The organism is Mesorhizobium shangrilense (genome assembly GCF_028826155.1).
Taxonomy (GTDB): Bacteria; Pseudomonadota; Alphaproteobacteria; order Rhizobiales; family Rhizobiaceae; genus Arvimicrobium; species Arvimicrobium flavum.
On the sequence record NZ_JAQGPN010000001.1, the window covers coordinates 862,425 to 880,518 of the forward strand.

The following is an 18,094-nucleotide window of genomic DNA, read 5'->3' on the forward strand; positions in this document are numbered from 1 at the left end:
GAAGCCATGGCCGCACCGCAGGCACCCCGGTCCCGGTTCCAGCGCTTCGAAGGCCTGCCGATCATTCTCGTCTTTGCGCTGCTCCTGGCGCTCTTCATGTACACGGCGCCGCAGGTTTTCCTCCAACCGTTCATCTACACGACGTTCCTGTCGACGCTTCCGCCGCTGATACTTCTGGCGGTCGGGCTCACCTTCGTGATCGGGGCCGGCGAGATCGATCTTTCCTTTCCCGCGGTCATCGCCTTTTCGGGGTTCGTCTTCGCGGTGCTTTTCAAGGAATATGACCTCGGCTGGCTGTCCGTCGTCATAGCCTTCGCCTCGGGACTGCTCGTCGGACTGCTGAACGGCGTTTTGGTGGCAAAGATCGGGGTCCCGTCCTTCATGGCGACGCTCGCGACCCAGTTCCTCTGGGCGGGCATGGCGACGGTGCTTTCGGGCGGCAAGTCCTATGCGTTGCGTGGCGCGGATGCGAGCCCGGTGTGGCAGTGGATCGTCGGACGCCCATTCGCCGGTTCGCAGACCGTCTGGATCGCGCAGTTGCCGATCCAGTCTTTCTGGACGGCGTGTATCGTCGTCATGCTGTGGTTTGTGCTCAACCGCCACCGGTTCGGCGAGCACGCCCTTTTCATCGGCGACTCCAATGCCGTGTCGCGCGTGGTCGGCATCGACGTCGAACGCGAGAAGATCAGGATCTTCATGCTGATGGGCGGGCTTGCGGCGATCGCGGCGATCATGCTGACGCTCGAGAACAAGAACTATTTTGGCAATCAGGGGCAGGGATACCTTCTGACGGCCATCGCCTCGGTGCTGATTGGCGGAACATCGATCTTCGGCGGTCGGGCGACCATCGTCGGAACGATCTTCGGCTGCTTCATCATCGGCATGATCGAGGCGGGACTGGTCGCCTCAGGGCTGACCGGGGCGTGGGTCCGGACGGTCCAGGGGCTGATCTTCCTCATCGCGATCATCTTCTATCTCTACGTCGACGAGCCGCATCGGCGCAGCGCCTTCTTCGCCCGGATGCGGCCGTCCAAGGCTTTCAGCCGCGTGCGGGCGGCGGAATGACGGGCAGGAGGGCAATTGAAGCAAACCGCACCAGCCGGAGTAAGGGAGGAAGCACATGACATCGACCAAGACATTGCTTGCTGCAGCGGTGGCGACATCGTTGCTGACCGGCGTTGCTACGGCCGCGCCGATCGGCGAAGGCGTCGTGATGTACATGCAGATGGGAGGCAATGCCGGCGACGGCGCCACGCTCGCCCGCCAGACCGGCGCTGCGCAGGCCGCCGAAGCGTTGGGCGTCGACCTCAAGGAGCAGTTCTCCGCCTGGGCGCCGGAAACCATGATCAACCAGTTCAAGGAGGCCGTTGCGGCCAAGCCGAACTGCATCGAGATCATGGGGCACCCCGGCAGCGCGGCTTTTCGCGATCTCGTCAAGGGCGCAGTCGAGCAGGGCATCGTCGTGACGGTGGGCAATTCGCCGATGACCGACCTGCAGACGGAATTCGGCCCCAAGGGCACCGGCTATGCCGGCGTCGACCTCTATGCCGGCGGCAAGCTCACCGCCGAGGCGATGCTGGCCAAGGGCCTCAAATCAGGTGACGAGGCGATGGTCTATGGCGTGTTCAGCCAGGCCGAGCGCGGCCAGTCGGAGAAGGGCCTTGCCGATACGCTCGAGGCCGCCGGTCTCAAGGTGGACCGGCTGGAGATCACGCAGGAGGTCAACAGCGACGTCTCGCTCGGCGTGCCGGTGCTGGTGTCCTACATCCAGGCTCACCCGGACCTGAAGGCGATCGGCACGCAGCACGGCTCCATCACGGGCAGCCTGGCAGAGGTGCTGCAAAAGGCCGGCAAGAAGCCCGGCGACATCATCGTGGGCGGCATCGACCTGGCCCCGGCGACCATCGACGGATTGAAATCCGGCTACGTGTCGGCGACGCTCGACCAGCTCCTCTATCTGCAGGGGTTCATCCCGGTCCTGCAGTGCGTCATGACGGCAAAATACAAGATGCCCGGATTGTCACTCAATACAGGCGCCGGAACCGTCACGCCGGAGACGATCGACTCGCTCGTCGATTTGATCGACGCGGGTATCCGGTAGAGCGATATTGCTTCTCAAGGCGGCTGCGTGGCCGGGCCTGCGTAGCCGTTTTGACGTGGCTCTGCGCTTCAGCGCATTTGCGATTTTGGAGCGACGCCAGACGATTCAGTCAGGCTGCAAAAACGCCCCCTAGTATTGACTTGCCTGGCACGCGGCTACGTCTGTAGAATTTGCCGTTGATCACATGCCGGCAGTCGCGACATGTTGAACGTTACAACTTTGGCGGCAGAAGCGTTCGGCAGGAGCCTGGCCGATACCTACCGGCATTACTATGGCGACCGCGACGCAGAATATGCGACACTGCTCGATGCCGGCGCCCGGCTGATAATCGAGAGGATCGGCTCGAGCAACGCGCCCTACCACGACTTCGAGCATACGATCCTGGTTACCCAGGTCGGCCAGGAAATCATACGCGGAAAACTCCTCTTCCAGTCGCTTGAGCCGGCCGACTGGGTGCATTTCATTTTTTCACTGCTGTGCCACGATGTCGGCTTCGTTCGGGGAGCATGCGCCGCGGACGATGCGACGAGCGTCGTCATCGATGAAACCGGAAAGCGGTTTCAGCTTCCGCGCGGCGCCAGCGATGCGGTTCTGGCTCCCTACCACGTCACGCGCGGAAAGATTGCCGTCAGGGAGAGATTTGCGGGCCATCGCCTGCTTGATTGCGAGCGGATTGCGCGGGCCATCGAATTGACCCGCTTTCCGGTTCCCGAAGGTCAGGATCACAAGGAAACGGAAACGGAAGCAGGTCTGGTCCGGGCAGCCGATCTCATCGGCCAGCTGTCCGATCCAAACTATCCCTCCAAACTCAATGCCCTCTTCCACGAGTTGCAGGAAACCGGCAGCGCGAAAAAGATGGGCGTCTCCAACCCCGCTGATCTGGTCGAGTGCTACCCGGGGTTCTTCTGGAACGCCGTGGAACCGTTCATCGGCGATGGGCTGCGTTATCTGGGCGTGACGGCTGAGGGCAAGCGATGGGTTGCGAGCCTGTACGGCAACGTCTTCATGGCCGAGCATCACCGACTGACCTCAGGCCCGCAAATGACGAGTTGATCCTACGATTGTCCGGCACATGGCGACCGTCCTGCGTGTGTGCCGCCGGGAGCTGTGCGCACCGATTTCGGCCGTGGAGATTGGCTCTGCCGGTTCCTCAAAGCCGACATCGCCGGCGACGCACTGACCGTCGCCGTTCCCGGACTTCGCGGCGTTTTCGGTACTCTCAATCCAGCAGAGCTCTCATTCTTGCAGACGATGCGAGCGCCGGGGCTGTTGCAGGGAGATGGACAAAGCAGCGCATCGATGATCGCGATCACGGCGATGCTGCTATGAAGGACGCTTCCATGATTCTCCATGCAGCCGCCGATGACCGCCACCGCCCTCGAAATCCTCAAGACAGTTTATGGCTATGATGCGTTCAGGGGACCGCAGGCGCGCATCGTCGAGCATGTGATTGCCGGCAACAACGCCTTCGTGCTGATGCCGACGGGCGGCGGCAAGTCGCTCTGCTACCAGATTCCCGCGATCGTCCGGCCCGGCATGGGTGTCGTCGTTTCGCCGCTGCTGGCGCTCATGGCCGACCAAGTGACGGCGCTCAGGCAGGCAGGGGTGCGGGCGGCGGGCCTCAACTCCGACCTGTCGTTCGACGAGCGTCGCGCCCTGTGGCGCGATATCCGCGCCGGCGAGCTCGACCTCCTCTATGTCGCACCCGAAACCCTGCTGCGGCCGGACGTGCTGGAGCTGCTCGATGGGGTGAAGCTGTCGCTGATCGCCATCGACGAGGCGCATTGCCTGTCGCAATGGGGGCACGATTTCCGTCCCTCCTATCGCCAGCTCGACGCGCTGGTGGCGCGCTTTGCCGGCACGCCGCGCATGGCGCTGACGGCCACGGCGGACGAGCCGACGCGCGCCGAGATCCTGTCGCATCTCGCCATCGACGAGGCCGACGCCTTCATTGCCGGTTTCGACCGGCCCAACATCCGCTACGCCATCGAGGAAAAGGACAATCCGCGTGCGCAGCTGAAAGAGTTCCTCAAGCGCTACGAGGGTGAGAGCGGCATCGTCTACTGCCTGTCGAAACGCAGGACCGAGGAAACCGCCGCCTGGCTTCAGGGCCTCGGCTACGACGCGCTCGCCTACCACGCCGGCATGGACAAGGCGGCGCGCGAGGCCAACCAGATGCGCTTCCAGCATGGCGAGGCGGTCATCATGGTCGCCACCGTCGCCTTCGGCATGGGCATCGACAAGCCGGACGTGCGCTTCGTCGCCCATATCGACCTGCCGGGCAGCATCGAGGCCTATTATCAGGAGACCGGTCGCGCCGGGCGCGACGGCCTGCCGTCCGATACGCTGATGCTCTACGGCTACGACGATATCGCGCTGCGCAGCCGCTTCATCGAGGAATCGGAGGCGCCCGACCAGCGCAAGCGCATGGAACGGCAGAAACTCGACGCGTTGCTGGGACTGGCCGAGACGGCGGGCTGCCGCCGGCAGGTCCTCCTGTCCTATTTCGGCGATCACACCGAACCGTGCGGCAATTGCGACACCTGCGCGGAACCGCCGAAATTGTTCGACGGCGCCATTGCGGCGCAAAAGGCGCTGTCGTGCATCTACCGCACCGGCGAGCGTTTCGGACAGGCCTATGTCGTCGACGTGCTGCTGGGCGTGGAGAACGAGCGCATCGCCCAGTTCGGCCATGACCGCATCTCCACCTTCGGCATCGGCGCCGAGCACGACAACCGCACCTGGCGGGCGATCCTGCGCCAGCTGATCGCGCTGCGCCTCGTCGACGTCGACCTTGCCGGCCATGGCGGCCTCTCGATCGCGCCCGCCGGCCGCGACTTCCTGCGCGACAAGCCGACGCTGATGCTACGCGTGCCGACGCCGGCGCGCGCCAGGCGCGGCAAGGTCGCGCGCAGTTCGGCGCAAACTGCCGTCGCCGAGGCGGACCAGGACCTGTTCCAGGCGCTGCGGCGGAAGCGCACGGAAATAGCGCGCCTGCAGGGCGTGCCGCCCTATGTCATCTTCCACGACAAGACCCTGATCGAGCTGGCGGCCGCGCGCCCCGCTTCGCGCGCCGAGATGGCGAACGTGCCCGGTGTCGGCGAAGCCAAGCTCGACCGCTACGGCCCTGCCTTCCTGGCGGTGATCGCCGAGCACCCATGACGAGGCGTTCGCAGCCACGAACGCGTTGCTAGGCCCTGGCCAGCAGTCGTTGCGCCTGCGCGAGATGCAGGCGCTCCACCATGCGGCCGTCGATCGAGATGACGCCAAGGGTCGCGTTCTCGGGGCGCGCGAAGGCGGCGACGATCGCCTCGGCCTCTGCGATGGCCTCCGGCGAAGGCGAGAAGGCCAGTTTGGCCGGCTCGATCTGCGCGGGGTGGATTAGCGTCTTGCCGTCAAAACCCATGGCGGCAGCCTCGGAGCACTCGCGGGCAAAGGCGTCGAGGTCGCGGAAGTCGTTCGAGACCCCGTCGAGCACGTCGATTCCGCCGGCGCGCGCCGCCAGCACCATCTGCATCAGCCACGGCACGAGATGGCGCCGGTCCGCCGTCGCCAGCACGCCCGTCTCCTTGACCAGGTCGTTGGTGCCCGCCACGAAGCAGGCCAGCCGCGAGGCCGGGTCGCGGCCGAGCTCGGCGATGGCCCCGATGTTCAGCATGGCGCGCGGCGTCTCGATCATGGCCCAGAGTTTTGTGGTCTCCGGCGCATCCGCTTCGTTGAGGGCGTCGCTGGCTTCCAGGAGATCGCGGGGCGTGTCGACCTTGGGCAGCAGGATCGCGTCCGGCGCGAGCGAGACCGCAAGCGCCAGGTCCTCCGCGCCCCATTCGGTGGCCGCCGCATTGATGCGGATGACGATTTCGCGCGCGCCCCACGAGCGGGCGGCGAAGAAGCGCTGCAGGCTGTCGCGGGCGGCGGCCTTCCCGCTCGGCGCGACCGCGTCCTCGAGGTCGAGGATGACGGCGTCGCAGGCGAGCGAAGCGATCTTGCCCAGCGCCTTCTCGTTTACGGCAGGCACGTAGAGCACCGAACGGCGCGGGCGATAGAGACGGCTTTCCATGCACCTTTCATGCATGCGGGCATGTGCTTTCGCAAGCCCGCACCGAGCCGGACCGGTGGTCGCTTCGTCCGGTGTCAGCCGGGCCTGCCGCCAAGCATGATCGGGTCGGTCTCGATGAGCCGTAGCGAACGGACCATGCCTGCCGTCGCGCTCTTGTATTCGAGGAAATGTGGGGAGCGCAGGTGCGCCTCATAGGCATCCTGGTCGGCGTATATCTCGACGATGCGGATCTGCCCGGGACTGCCCCTGACGGAGAGCGCGTAGAGCATCAGTACCCCGGGCTCCTTCTCCACGGAGGCTTCGATCTCCCTCGCGAGGAGAACCTTGTAGGCTTCGAGATGAGCCGGATCGATTTCCAGCTCCGCGAGCCGGACCAACGGTCGTCCTGTCGACGTCATGACTTCCTGCCTCGATATCGGTCCACCCATCGTGGCATCCCGATCGATCGCCGAACAGGGCGACGAACGCTGCTCCTCCGCCTTCCGACGGGGTTGCGGCTCGAAGCGTAAGGTGCTTGCGTCGGCCGGGGCACCTGACGGAAGGGACGACATGGCACGGTACGACGTGGTGATCATCGGCGGCGCGATCGTCGGCAGTTCGGTCGCCTACTATCTCCGCAAGGAAGGTTTTACCGGCTCCATCGCCCTGGTCGAGCGGGATCCGCAGTTCGCCACCGCCGCGACCACCTTGTCGATGGCCTCGATCCGCCAGCAGTTCTCCATCGCCGAAAACATAAAGCTGTCGCGGTTCACGCTCGACCTGTTCCGGCGGCTGAGGCAAGAGTTCGGCGCCGAGGCCGACATCGGTTTTCGCGAAGGCGGCTATCTCATTCTCGCGTCCGACGAGGGCATGCCGGTGCTCAGGGCCAACCATGCGACGCAGGCGGCCGAAGGCGCCGACATCGTGCTGGAGGATGCCGCAGCGCTGGTCCGCCGCTTCCCCTGGATGTCTGCGGAAGGCATCGTCGGCGGCGCCTATGGCGTCAACGGCGAGGGCTGGTTCGATGCGCATGCGCTGCTTGGCCTGCTGCGCAAGGCGCTAAGGTCGATGCAGGTCGAGATGATCGCGGGCGACGTGGCGGCGATCGAGCGCGGCGGCAATCGCGTCGCCGCCGTGGCGTTGCGCGACGGCTCTCGATTGGAAGCCGGAACGTTCGTCAACGCCGCGGGTCCCAACGCCGGCGTCGTTGCCGCCATGGCCGGCATCGAGCTGCCGGTCGAGCCGCGGAAACGCTCGGTCTTCGTGTTCGAAGCGCGCGAAAGATATGCCGACATGCCGCTGCTGGTCGATCCGAGCGGCGTCTATGTGCGGCCAGAGGGCTCCGTCTATCTTACCGGCGGCGCGGAGCCGGAGGAGGGCGACGGCCCCGCCGATCCGGCCGATTTCGATCCGGCCTGGCCGCTTTTCGAGGAAATCATCTGGCCGGTGCTGGCGACCCGCATTCCCGCGTTCGAGGCGATCAAGGCGACGCGCGCCTGGGCCGGGCACTACGACTACAACACGCTCGACCAGAACGCCGTCATCGGCCCGCATCCGGAGGTGGCGAACTTCCTGTTCGCCAACGGGTTTTCGGGCCACGGCCTGCAGCAGGCGCCGGCCGTCGGCAAGGCGCTGGCGGAACTGATCGTGCACGGCGGCTATCGCACGATCGACTGCTCGGCCTTCGGCTACGAGCGCATCCACCAGGGACGCGCCTTCCGCGAGTTGAACGTCATCTGACGGAGGTAGGCCCGGCGGCGCCCGTCACGCGCGCTTTGCGCCGGCATAGAGGTCGAGCAGCCAGTCGACATTCGACTCGAAGGTCTCCTGCTCCCGCTCGAACTCCGCCTTGAGGGCGGTTACCGCGACCACGGCGAGCTTGGCCTGTTCGGCAAGCTCCAGGAGGCTTTCGTCAAGCTCGAAGACGCGGTCCATGACCCCCGCGGCCTGATTGAACCTGGCGGCCTCGCGATCAACATGCGGAACCGAGATGTTCTGGAGCGCCTGCAGGATACCCAGCGGAAAGACCTTTCCCGCCACCTCACCCAGTGCGGCCTTGCCGAGGGCCTTGAGCGCCTCCACCGTCGCAACGAACCTTGTCGGCCGCTGCAGGAATGTACAGAGCAGGTTGTTGTATGCCGGCGCGAAGACGAATACCTGGGCCTGGGCGCTGGCATATGCGTTGGGAATGTCCTTCGGCGCGCGGAACACTTTCTCCATCGTCTTCTGTTGGGCGACGAAAAGCGCTTCGTCCGCGATCTTCTCCGGATCGAGGGTACCCAGCGCGTGCTGTACGCGATGAAAGCCGTCTACAAGCTTCGAGATGCTCTTCTTGATCTCGAACTGCTCCATCGCCGCGGGCAGCGCTTGCAGGATCTTCACGATGTCGATGTGGCGTCCGCGCACCTCCGCGAACAGCCCGAGCGTCCTCGCCTGCCGGCTGCCCTGCTGCGCGGCGTGAAGTACTGCATCAACGTCTGGCTTCCTCGACTTCTTTGGCGAGCCGCTCCAGCTCCTTCAATCGACGGTTGATCTCGTCGTCATCCGACGCCATATCCTCGCCTCCATTTTTAATAGATACGAAGATTTTCACCCTACATTACTACGCGACGGGCCTCAATACATCGCGACGGAAGGAACAACTGCCGGAGCGACGCAGTATTGCGGGAGACTATTGGTGCCGGAAGTGCCGCTTCCTGCGGAAGTCACGCAGCGCGGCCTCCCTGCAAAGGCAAAACAGTCAATCGAAGTCGAAAAGTTCGCCGAGCAGCGACTTCTTCTTGTAGCGCTTTTGGTCGTGGTGGCCGCGATAGTCATGGTCGCGGTCGGGACGATGGTCGCGATCGCGATCCCTGCTGCGATCCTGGTCTCGACCCTGGCCGTAGTCCAGCGAACGGCGCGGTTCGGCATCCTGGGCCGCCGAGCGGTCGATGATCTTGTCGAGCTCGCCCCGGTCGAGCCACACGCCGCGGCATTTCGGGCAATAGTCGATCTCAATGCCCTGTCGTTCGGACATGACCAGTTCGGCGTTGTCGACGGGGCATTTCATCGTGGGCGTCCTCATACATGCTCGGACAAGAAAGATAAGCGTCGCAAAGCCGCCTTCAAGTGCCATGCCGACGATCGAGGCCGCATCCCTCCACGTGATGGAGCCAAGTCGCCGCCCGGAGCAGCTTGCCGCTTTGATTCCGGCGCGGGCTTGTGTATGGGGGACGGGAACTCGAAGAACGGGCCGACAGCCATGGACAAATTCACCAAGCTCACCGGCGTTGCAGCGCCAATGCCGATCGTCAATGTCGACACCGACATGATCATCCCGAAGGATTACCTGAAGACGATCAAGCGGACCGGGCTTGCCGCCGGCCTGTTTGCCGAGATGCGCCTCAACGAGGATGGCTCGGAGAACCCGGACTTCGTGCTGAACAAGCCGGCCTACCGGAACGCGCAGATCCTGGTCGCGGGCGACAATTTCGGCTGCGGATCGAGCCGCGAGCATGCGCCCTGGGCGCTGCTCGACTTTGGCATCCGCTGCGTCATCTCGACCTCGTTCGCCGACATCTTCTACAACAACTGCTTCAAGAACGGCATCCTGCCGGTCACGGTCAGCCCGGAAGACCTGGAAAAGCTGCTGGACGACGCCTCGCGCGGCGCCAACGCGACCCTGACCGTCGATCTCGAGGCCAAGGAGATCCGCGGCCCGGACGGGGGCGTGATCAAGTTCGATCTCGACGACTTCAAGCGGCACTGCCTGCTGAACGGTCTCGACGACATCGGCCTGACCATGGAAAAAGCGCCGGCCATCGATCGTTTCGAGAAGGCTGCAGCCGAAAACCGTCCCTGGGCCTGACCTGAGCAACTTGTGACCGGCTCGGCCGGTCGCCGCAGCATTCATGGAGGGATGAATGTTTCGCGTATTTGTTTGCGTATCGGCCGTGATGCTGGCGCTGTCCTCGGCGCTGGCGCAGGACGACATCGATCCGCCGGAAACCATCGAGTTCGACGGCGGCGCCTTTACCATCACACAGAACGAGAACTACGAACGCGTCCTGACCTATGACGGTCAGGAGATCGCCCGCAACTTCGTCGTTTCACATGACAAGACGGTCGAGATCGCGGACGTCAAAGTGGCGCTGTTCTCTGTCGCGAACGGCGGCAACCAGTGCGGCGCCGCGACCCTCATCGCGTGGAAGAAGGACGACGCGCTTCGCAGCCAGATGGTCGGCGAGGAATGCGGATCGCCGCCGGCAGGCATCACGGAAAGCCGCATCTATTTCGTGCCATACCTTCTGCCGGGCGAGACGTCGATCGTGCAGTACTGGTCGCCCGACGACGGCCTGAGGACGGCCGGCGACCTGACGTTTACGCCACAGCCCAATACGGACTGGCAGAATTTCGACGTCGACAAGCTGCAGTACATGGTCGAGGCGTTCGACAACGCGGCCGTCTACGAAGCCGGCAAGGCGCTGCTCGGGTCGAGCATGACAGACGTCGTCACCGGCCTGCTGACCGGCGGAGGCGCGGAGAAGCAGACTGACGGCATGGTGACCGGCTATGGCTGCGTACCGCATGCCTGTGGCGCCTCCGACACCTTCATGGCAATCGATCCGCGGGCGAGGAAACTCTATCTCGCCCAGCAGACCGACGGACCAGAGCCGAAGGCATGGCCGGCGCTCGGCGAGTGGCCCGACGACCTGCGGGCAGCGATGGATGCAGCCATCGGACAGGAGCGGCAGTAGAGGCATGACGCGCAAGCTGATCTCGACGGGTTCTCCCTTTGAACGGACCGCGGGCTATTCACGCGCCGTCGTCCAGGGCGACTGGTGTTTTGTGGCCGGCACCACCGGCTACGACTATGCGAACATGACGATGCCGGAGGCGGTGGAGGACCAGGCGCGCAATGCTCTGGGCACGATCGCCAGGGCGCTGGCTGAAGCGGGCTTCGACATGGCCGACGTGGTGCGGGCGCACTACTACGTCACCGACCGCACGCTCGTTCACAAGGTCTATCCGGTCCTCGGCGAGGCGTTCGGAGACATCCGGCCTGCGGCGACGCTCGTCGTCTGCGATCTCGCCGAACCGGAGATGAAGGTGGAGATCGAGGTGACCGCGCTGAAACGGTCCCCCTGAGGCCAACGGCGCGCCGCTCAAACCCCTAGCACGGAATCAACCGGAGCGTGCGCGCAACGTCTCCGGTCTCCCGGTCGTTGCAGCAATTTGACGTTGCCGCCACCGCTGCACTACGTTGCAGCGGGAGCGATGCGGGGAGGGGGACATGGCGCAGAGGCTGCGAGAGCTGCCGAAGGAGGAAATCCAGCGGCGCATTGATGCGATCCAGTGGTATCACGAGTTCGACTTCGGCGACGGCCTGACGGCATCGCCGAAGACCCCCGACGCCACATCCCACCGGGCAACGTGGGACTTCATCCGGGGCGAGCTCGACGCCATCGATTTCACCGGCAAGAGCGTGCTCGATATCGGTTGCTGGGACGGCTACTGGTCGTTCTACGCCGAGAAGCGAGGCGCCAGTCGCGTGCTGGCGAGCGACGACCGGACCCAGAATTGGAGCGGCAACGCCGGCTTCGAGGTGGCCCGTGACCTTCTGGACTCCAAGGTGGAGTCGGACGTGAACCTCTCGGTCTACGACCTGGACCGGCTCACCGAGACATTCGACGTCATCCTATGCCTCGGGGTCTACTATCACCTTTTCGATCCCTATTACGCCTTCGCGCAGCTGCGCCACCGCTGCCATGAGAACACGATCATCGTGTTCGAGGGCGACGTGATCCACGGCGTCAGTATCTCGCCGATTCAGAGTCTCGCGCTTTACGGTCGCGACGGCATCACAGCGCCGCGGTTCGTCCCGGAGCCCGCCACGCTGAGGTATTTTCTGGAGGCTTCCTATTTCGCCATCGAGCGGGAAGCGTTCCTGGCGCTCGAAAGCCTGACGCCCGTGCCCGAGGGGAGCACGCCACCGACCGGCGTTAACCGCATCCTGGCCGTCTGCCGGCCTTTCAGCGGGCTCAACCGCTGCTTCCTGTACCTGCCTCCGTTCGGACTCGGCCGATACGACAGCCGGGCGGACGTCGATCCGCAGCTGTGGCCGCAGGGGCTGTCCGTAGCCGCCGCGGAAGAGCCTGCCGTCGCCGTCGTGTCGTCCGCGACAGGCGGACCGGCTGAACCCGATCACCAACCCTCCCTCATGCGGCGCATCGAACGGCGGGTGAAACGGATGATCGGCTGAAGGGTTCGACGCCGGCCAGGGGACGGGGAGGGAGCGCCAGCGCTGCGCCGTCAATCCATGTGGAACTGGAGCGGCAGCAGGTAGGGGAAGTTGGTCGCCGGATCGACCTCGACCTTCATGATCGGCCCCATCCACTCGCCCCATTTGGCGTTGACGTCGCTCTTGGCCAGAACGGCCTGCGTCTTCTTCAGGTCGTCGGTCTCGAAATAGCCGAACAGCGTCAGGCCGTGCCGGAAGATGTTGTAGTTGCGGATGCCGGCGGCGGTGAGCGCCTCCAGCATTTCCGGCCAGATCTCGTCATGGCGCTTCTGGTACTCCTCCTCGTAGCCCGGCCGGACCTCGAGCACCCATGCGTAGCTGGCCATTGTCGCCTCCCTGCTGTTCAAATCCGTTCGGCCACACCGCTCGCGGCCGAGCGGTACATCACTTCCAGCGTCTCGACCACGCGGGCGCCGTTCTCGCCATTTGCCTCGTTGGCCGCGGTGTTGCCGAGGCAGACGTCGATGAAGGCGTTGATCGGGGCGCGGCCGTCGTAGTCGCCGGCGCCGGCAGCAAGCTGCAGCTTCTCCTCGCCCTTGCCGTCGAGCCGATGCAGTTCGAGGCGCTCGCGCTCGGCGTCGAACAGCAGCATGCCCTCGGTGCCGAAGATGCGAATGTCGAGCTGCGGCCGGCTGTGCTTCGGCAGCAGCGCGGACCCCGAAAGGGACATGGTCGCACCGTTGGTGAAGCGCACCGAGGCCGCGTCGAAATAGTCGACGCCGGTCGGTGATTTGCCGGCAAAGCAGAACACGCTCTCGGGGCTCAGGTCGGCGACCCGATAGACCCAGGCGATGGAGTGCGACATCTGTCCCCAGCCGTAGCCGCCGGCCCGCTTCGGGTCGGCCCAGGTCGAGGCGGGCGGGCGGTACATGTGCTCGACGGTCTCCAGCATCGGCTTGCCGCCGAAGAGGTCCTCCAGCGCCGTCGCGAACTGGCAGACCACGTGACGCACCTCCCCGATGCGGCCCGACGCGACGATCTCGCCCGCCTTGCGGGTGTGGTCGGTGAAATTGTAGCCGCAGGGGATCATCACCTCCCGGCCGGCCTTTTGCGCCGCCCGCACGATGGCGCGCGCATCCGCGGCGGTGGTCGCCATCGGCTTCTCGATCAGGCAGTGGACGCCCGCTTCCAGCGCCGGAAGTGCGGCCTGCACGTGGACGACGTGCGGCGTGGAGATGATCACCCCGTCGAGCTTCTCCTTCGCCAGCATGTCGCGCACGTCCGCATAGCGTCTGGCGATGCCGAATTTCTCGCCGACCGAGTTCACGCGATCGGCATCGAGGTCGGCGATCGCCACGACGTCGGCGCGTCCGTCGGCCTGCGCGGTCGGGATATGGCTGAAGGTCGCCCACCAGCCGGTGCCCACAACTCCGAGCTTGACGGTCATGATCTTTCCTTCTGCCAGGACTCTACGGTGGTTCGATAGACGTTGCGCATGTGCGCCGACGCGGCTTCCGCGGCGGCTGCCCCATCGCGCATCTTGAGCGCGGCGAGGATGCGCTGGTGGTCCTTGTGGCTCTGCGCCAGGACGCCCGCGGTCTCAGACGCCATGCGCCGGAATTCCAGGCCGATCACGTTCAGGCTCTTGCCGATGCGGGTGAGGAAGGCGTTGCCGCAGCTCTTCCAGAGCACGTCGTGGAAGGCGCTGTCCGATTCCCGGAATCTCGGCGGGTTGTCCAGGTGCCCGGCCTGGGCGGCCACGATCTCCTCGAGCTTGGCCAGATGCTCGTCGGTGATGTTCTCGGCTGCACGGCGGGCGACGTCGGATTCGATCAGCATGCGCGCGTCGTAGAGTTCGTTGAGGTTGCTCTCCTCCAGCGAGATGAAGAAGTGCAGCGGCTCGAGCAGCACGTCGGCGTCGAGATCGGAGACGAAGGCGCCGCCGCCCTGCCGGGTGCGGATCACGCCGAGGATGGTAAGGCCGCGGATCGCCTCGCGCACGGAGGGCCGGCTCACCTGCAGCGAAGCGGCGAGTTCGCGCTCCGGCGGAAGCTGGTCGCCCGGCTTCAGGCTGCCGGACTTGACCAGGCCGAGGATGCGTTGCGCCACCTGCTCGGCGACGGAGCGGCGGACGATCGGATCCTCGAAATCGCTCATTCTGGGTGCAGCCATGTTCTCCGCCTACTCCGGCTGCGGCTTTGCCGGCGCAAGATACTTGCCGAGATATGCCTTCATGTTCGGGACGAGCACAGAGGCGATCAGCAGGATGCCGATGACGCCCGTCTGGATGTGCCCGGTGATGTTGGAGAGCGCCATCCCGTTGCGGATGTTCAACACGATGAGGATCGAGAGCAGGGTGCCGAACAGGCTGCCCTTGCCGCCGAAGATGCTGACCCCGCCGAGCAGCACGATGGTGATGATGTCGAGCTCGAAGCCGGACGCCATGTCGCCGCGGATCGCCCCGACGCGGGCCGCGTAGAGCAGGCCGGCGATCGCCGAGATCAGGCCCGAGGCGATGAAGAGCGTCGCCTTCACCCGGTTCACGTCGACGCCGGAGAAGGCGGCCACGTCGCGGTTGTTGCCGATGACGTAGACCTTGCGGCCGAAGGCCGAGAACTGCAGCACGAAGAGGAGGATCGCGAAGAGGACGACGAAGACGAGCATTGCGAAGGGGAACGGTCCGATCAGGGGCTGCTGGCCGAGCGCGTTGAACCAGGCCGGGAAGCCGCCGATGCCGCGGTCCTCGACAAGAACACGCGCCAGGCCGCGATAGCCGATCAGCATGGCGAGTGTCACCACCAGCGACGGGATGCCCACCCGGGTGATCCAGAACGCGTTGAATGCGCCGCAGGCGAGGCCGAGGACCAGCACGATCAGGCAGGCCGCCGGCGCCGGCACGCCGAGCTGGAACAGCCAGCCGAAGGTGCAGGCGGCAAGGCCCATCACCGAGGCCACCGACAGGTCGATCTCGCCGCTGATGATGATCAGCGTCATGATCAGCGCGACGATGATCTTCTCGATGGAGAGCTGGAACAGGTTGATCTGGTTGTTCACGGTCAGGAAGGCCGGAGAGAGGCTGGCATTGATGACGATCGTCACGACGAGGATCGCCAGCAGAAAACCTTCCCAGCTGAACAGGATCGATTTCAGCCGCGCCATCCCCGTCACTCCGCCGCTTGTCGCGAGGCGGTCGCCTCTGCGCCGGCCTTGGCTTCCGCTCGCGCGCGCTTCTGGCGGAAGTCGAGCAGCTTGCGCATCAGGATGGTGTCGGCCGCGACCGAGAGCAGGATCAGGAAGCCCAGCACCGCTTCGCGCCAGAACTCGCTGACCAGCTGCCAGCGGACAAGGCTCGTTTCGAGCAGGTCGACCAGGATCGCGCCAAGCAGCGTGCCTATGACAGTGCCTGAACCGCCAAAAATGTTGACGCCGCCGACGACGACGGCCGCGACAGACTTCAGCTCGAAGCCGAGCCCGGCGACCACGGTGATGTTGCCGAAGCGCGAAAGGAACATGAAGCCGGCGAGGCCTGCGAGCGCGCCCGAGATCAGGAACGCCGTGAAGATGACACGCGCGCTGTTGATGCCGGCCATGACGGCGGCGTCCGGGTTCGATCCCACGGCATAGAACATGCGCCCGACCCGCAGCCGCGTGAGCGCCAGATGCGCGACGATCACGACCAGCACGGCGACGGCGAAGGTGACGCGTATGTCGATGCCGCCAATCGAGAAGAGGTTGATGCGCGGAAGCTCCACGATCCAGGCCGGAAGGTCGCCCGTGGTGATTGACTTGGCGCCCGAATAGTCGACCAGCAGCGTCCTGTAGAGCGCCAGCGTGCCGAGCGTGACGATGATCGACGGGATCTTCGCATAGGCGACCAGCACCCCGTTCACGACCCCGAAGCCCGCGCCGACGAGGATGGCGTAGAGCACGACGAAGAGCGGATTGAGGTCGGGATGGGCGATGACCAGATTGCCCGTCGCGTAGGCCGTGAAGCCGACCACCGACCCGACCGAAAGGTCGATGTTGCGCGTGATGACGACCAGCGCCTGGCCGACCGCGATCAGCGCCATGATGGCGACGCTGGTCGAGATGCGGACGAAGAGGCGGGGATCGTAGTAGTTGTCGATCTGGGTGCCGAAGAAGGCGAGGATCAGCAGGATCACCGCCACCAGCGCGCCGATGCGCAGGACCTGCGGGCTGACGCGGTCGAGAAGGCCGAGCATCAGGCGGCCTCGCGCCGGGGAGCCTGGCCGGTGGCGAGCGTCATCACGCTCTCCTGCGTGGCCGTGTCGCCGTCGAGAATGCCCATCTGCCGCCCCTCGCGCATGACCAGGATGCGGTCGGCCAGCGACAGCACCTCCGGCAGGTCGGAGGAGATCACGATGATGGCGACGCCCTTGCGGGCCAGCTCATGGATGATGGCGTGGACCTCCGCCTTGGCGCCGACGTCGATCCCGCGCGTCGGCTCGTCGAGGATCAGGATTTTCGGGTCCATGTGCAGCCATTTCGCGAGCATGACCTTCTGCTGGTTGCCCCCGGAGAGCTTGCCTACGTCGGTCTCGACATCCGGCGTGCGGATGTTGAGGCGCTTGCGGTAGCTCTCGGCCATGGCGAGTTCCTGGTCGTGTCGGATGAAGCCGAAGCGTGCAAGGAACCGCTGCAGCGTGGGCAGCGTGGCGTTGGCGTAGATCGGCATGGTCATGGCGAGACCGAGCTTGCGCCGGTCTTCCGACACATAGGCGATGCCTTCCGCCATGCCGTCCTGCGGCGTCCTCGGCGAGATGATTTTTCCGCCGATCCTGATTGTTCCGGTGTCTGCCGGCTCGACCCCAAAAATGGAGAGCGCCACGTCGGTGCGGCGGGCGCCGACCAGACCGGCGAAACAGAGCACCTCGCCGGCGCGGAGGTCGAAGCCGACGTCCGAGAACACGCCCTCGCGACCGAGCCCTTCGACCGACAGCACCACCTCGTCGCGGGCGCTCGACGGAACGCGGGCGAAAAACTGGCCGACGTCGCGGCCGACCATCTCGGCGATCAGCCTCTCAGGGCTCGTATCGCCTATGGCACGAGTGGAGATGTGGCGGCCGTCGCGCATGACCGTGACGCTGTCGGCAATCTCGAAGACCTCTTCCAGGCGGTGCGAGATATAGACGACGGCGACGCCCTGCTTCTGCAGCGTCCTGGCGATGGCGAGGAGCTGCCGGGTCTCGTGCGCAGAAAGCGAAGCGGTCGGCTCGTCCATGATCAGCACGCGCACGTCGAGCGACAGCGCACGCGCGATCTCCACCGCCTGCTGCTCGGCAAGGGTGAGGCCGCTCGCGGGGCGCTCCACGTCGATGTTGACGCCGAGGCGGGCGAGCAGTGCGCCCGCGTCGGCGCGCGTCTTCGTCCAGTTGACGATCTGGCCCCGGTCACGGTGGCTGATGAAGATATTCTCGGCGACGTCGAGGTCGGGAAAGACCATCGGCTCCTGATATATCGCAGCGATGCCAAGTGCCTGCGCCTCACGCGGCCCGTTGATCACCCGCTTCTCGCCATGGACTGATATATCACCCGAACTCGGCTGATGCACGCCGGTCATGATCTTGATGAGGGTCGACTTGCCGGCGCCGTTCTCGCCGACGAGCCCATGGATCTCGCCGGGCTGGAGCGCGATCGACAGGCCGTCGAGGGCAGCTGTCATCGCGAAGTTCTTGGAGATGTCGCGCATCTCCAGGACGGGTTGGGTCATGGCGGA

The 18,094-nt window shown here is 65.1% G+C and carries 20 protein-coding genes; 10 read left to right on the forward strand and 10 right to left on the reverse strand.

Translation table 11 applies throughout. The features are described 5' to 3' along the window. Nucleotides 1-6: 6 nt before the first annotated feature. From PD284_RS04230 to recQ, 5 genes are all read left to right on the forward strand, one after another. Nucleotides 7-1,065, forward strand: coding sequence for an ABC transporter permease (locus tag PD284_RS04230; protein ID WP_274626978.1), 1,059 nt, complete (start codon nt 7-9; stop codon nt 1,063-1,065). A gap of 55 nt (nt 1,066-1,120) precedes the next feature. Continuing rightward, the gene (locus PD284_RS04235; RefSeq protein WP_274626979.1) at nt 1,121-2,101 is read left to right on the forward strand and encodes a sugar ABC transporter substrate-binding protein; all 981 of its coding nucleotides are present in this window, start codon (nt 1,121-1,123) and stop codon (nt 2,099-2,101) included. Between the two features lie 201 nt (nt 2,102-2,302). After that, complete coding sequence (locus PD284_RS04240; RefSeq protein WP_274626980.1) at nt 2,303-3,154, forward strand: metal-dependent phosphohydrolase; 852 nt, start codon at nt 2,303-2,305, stop codon at nt 3,152-3,154. A 54-nt stretch (nt 3,155-3,208) separates the two neighbouring features. Then, a complete protein-coding gene (locus tag PD284_RS04245) occupies nt 3,209-3,430 on the forward strand; it encodes a hypothetical protein (RefSeq protein WP_274626981.1) in 222 nt (73 codons plus the stop codon). 33 nt (nt 3,431-3,463) lie between these two features. After that, nucleotides 3,464-5,263, forward strand: a complete 1,800-nt coding sequence (recQ, locus tag PD284_RS04250) for a DNA helicase RecQ (protein WP_274626982.1) — start codon at nt 3,464-3,466, stop codon at nt 5,261-5,263. A 28-nt stretch (nt 5,264-5,291) separates the two neighbouring features. Here recQ and PD284_RS04255 read toward each other — a convergent pair whose 3' ends face one another. Together PD284_RS04255 and PD284_RS04260 are read right to left on the reverse strand one after the other, a co-directional pair. Next, a complete protein-coding gene (locus tag PD284_RS04255; RefSeq protein WP_274626983.1) occupies nt 5,292-6,158 on the reverse strand; it encodes an HpcH/HpaI aldolase/citrate lyase family protein in 867 nt (288 codons plus the stop codon). Nucleotides 6,159-6,232: 74 nt separating this feature from the next. Next, nucleotides 6,233-6,556 carry a putative quinol monooxygenase gene (locus PD284_RS04260; RefSeq protein WP_274626984.1) on the reverse strand — a complete coding sequence of 108 codons (324 nt, stop codon included), beginning with the start codon at nt 6,554-6,556 and terminating at the stop codon, nt 6,233-6,235. Between the two features lie 151 nt (nt 6,557-6,707). Between PD284_RS04260 and PD284_RS04265 the strand changes: the two genes are divergently transcribed. After that, on the forward strand, nt 6,708-7,877 hold the full coding sequence (locus PD284_RS04265) for an NAD(P)/FAD-dependent oxidoreductase (protein WP_274626985.1): 1,170 nt from the start codon (nt 6,708-6,710) through the stop codon (nt 7,875-7,877). A gap of 24 nt (nt 7,878-7,901) precedes the next feature. Here PD284_RS04265 and PD284_RS04270 read toward each other — a convergent pair whose 3' ends face one another. Both PD284_RS04270 and PD284_RS04275 read right to left on the reverse strand, forming a co-directional pair. Continuing rightward, nucleotides 7,902-8,543, reverse strand: a complete 642-nt coding sequence (locus PD284_RS04270; protein ID WP_274626986.1) for a hypothetical protein — start codon at nt 8,541-8,543, stop codon at nt 7,902-7,904. A gap of 334 nt (nt 8,544-8,877) precedes the next feature. Further along, nucleotides 8,878-9,186: a TFIIB-type zinc ribbon-containing protein gene (locus PD284_RS04275; protein ID WP_274626987.1), complete on the reverse strand. Its 309-nt coding sequence runs from the start codon at nt 9,184-9,186 to the stop codon at nt 8,878-8,880. A gap of 192 nt (nt 9,187-9,378) precedes the next feature. Here PD284_RS04275 and leuD point away from each other — a divergent pair, with 192 nt between their 5' ends. The 4 genes from leuD to PD284_RS04295 all read left to right on the forward strand — a co-directional run bounded on the left by leuD (nt 9,379) and on the right by PD284_RS04295 (nt 12,378). Continuing rightward, the gene (gene leuD, locus PD284_RS04280; protein WP_274626988.1) at nt 9,379-9,984 is read left to right on the forward strand and encodes a 3-isopropylmalate dehydratase small subunit; all 606 of its coding nucleotides are present in this window, start codon (nt 9,379-9,381) and stop codon (nt 9,982-9,984) included. 55 nt (nt 9,985-10,039) lie between these two features. Further along, nucleotides 10,040-10,873: a hypothetical protein gene (locus PD284_RS04285; RefSeq protein WP_274626989.1), complete on the forward strand. Its 834-nt coding sequence runs from the start codon at nt 10,040-10,042 to the stop codon at nt 10,871-10,873. Nucleotides 10,874-10,877: 4 nt separating this feature from the next. Further along, nucleotides 10,878-11,264 carry a RidA family protein gene (locus tag PD284_RS04290; RefSeq protein ID WP_274626990.1) on the forward strand — a complete coding sequence of 129 codons (387 nt, stop codon included), beginning with the start codon at nt 10,878-10,880 and terminating at the stop codon, nt 11,262-11,264. A 145-nt stretch (nt 11,265-11,409) separates the two neighbouring features. Further along, nucleotides 11,410-12,378: a class I SAM-dependent methyltransferase gene (locus PD284_RS04295; RefSeq protein WP_274626991.1), complete on the forward strand. Its 969-nt coding sequence runs from the start codon at nt 11,410-11,412 to the stop codon at nt 12,376-12,378. A gap of 50 nt (nt 12,379-12,428) precedes the next feature. On the opposite strand, the gene PD284_RS04300 is transcribed toward PD284_RS04295, so the two are convergent. Genes PD284_RS04300 through PD284_RS04325 form a run of 6 tightly spaced genes read right to left on the reverse strand, consistent with a single transcriptional unit; the run spans nt 12,429 to nt 18,088 of the window. After that, on the reverse strand, nt 12,429-12,743 hold the full coding sequence (locus PD284_RS04300; protein ID WP_274626992.1) for an L-rhamnose mutarotase: 315 nt from the start codon (nt 12,741-12,743) through the stop codon (nt 12,429-12,431). A gap of 17 nt (nt 12,744-12,760) precedes the next feature. Beyond that, nucleotides 12,761-13,804, reverse strand: a complete 1,044-nt coding sequence (locus PD284_RS04305) for a Gfo/Idh/MocA family protein (RefSeq protein WP_274626993.1) — start codon at nt 13,802-13,804, stop codon at nt 12,761-12,763. Further along, nucleotides 13,801-14,529 carry a FadR/GntR family transcriptional regulator gene (locus tag PD284_RS04310; protein WP_274626994.1) on the reverse strand — a complete coding sequence of 243 codons (729 nt, stop codon included), beginning with the start codon at nt 14,527-14,529 and terminating at the stop codon, nt 13,801-13,803. The genes PD284_RS04305 and PD284_RS04310 overlap by 4 nt, the downstream gene beginning before the upstream one ends. A 9-nt stretch (nt 14,530-14,538) precedes the next feature. Further along, nucleotides 14,539-15,516 (reverse strand): ABC transporter permease, encoded by a 978-nt coding sequence (locus tag PD284_RS04315; RefSeq protein WP_274626995.1) that lies wholly within the window; start codon nt 15,514-15,516, stop codon nt 14,539-14,541. Between the two features lie 5 nt (nt 15,517-15,521). Continuing rightward, nucleotides 15,522-16,580 (reverse strand): ABC transporter permease, encoded by a 1,059-nt coding sequence (locus PD284_RS04320; protein WP_274626996.1) that lies wholly within the window; start codon nt 16,578-16,580, stop codon nt 15,522-15,524. Further along, nucleotides 16,580-18,088, reverse strand: coding sequence for a sugar ABC transporter ATP-binding protein (locus tag PD284_RS04325; protein ID WP_274626997.1), 1,509 nt, complete (start codon nt 18,086-18,088; stop codon nt 16,580-16,582). The genes PD284_RS04320 and PD284_RS04325 overlap by 1 nt, the downstream gene beginning before the upstream one ends. Between the last annotated feature and the right edge of the window lie 6 nt (nt 18,089-18,094).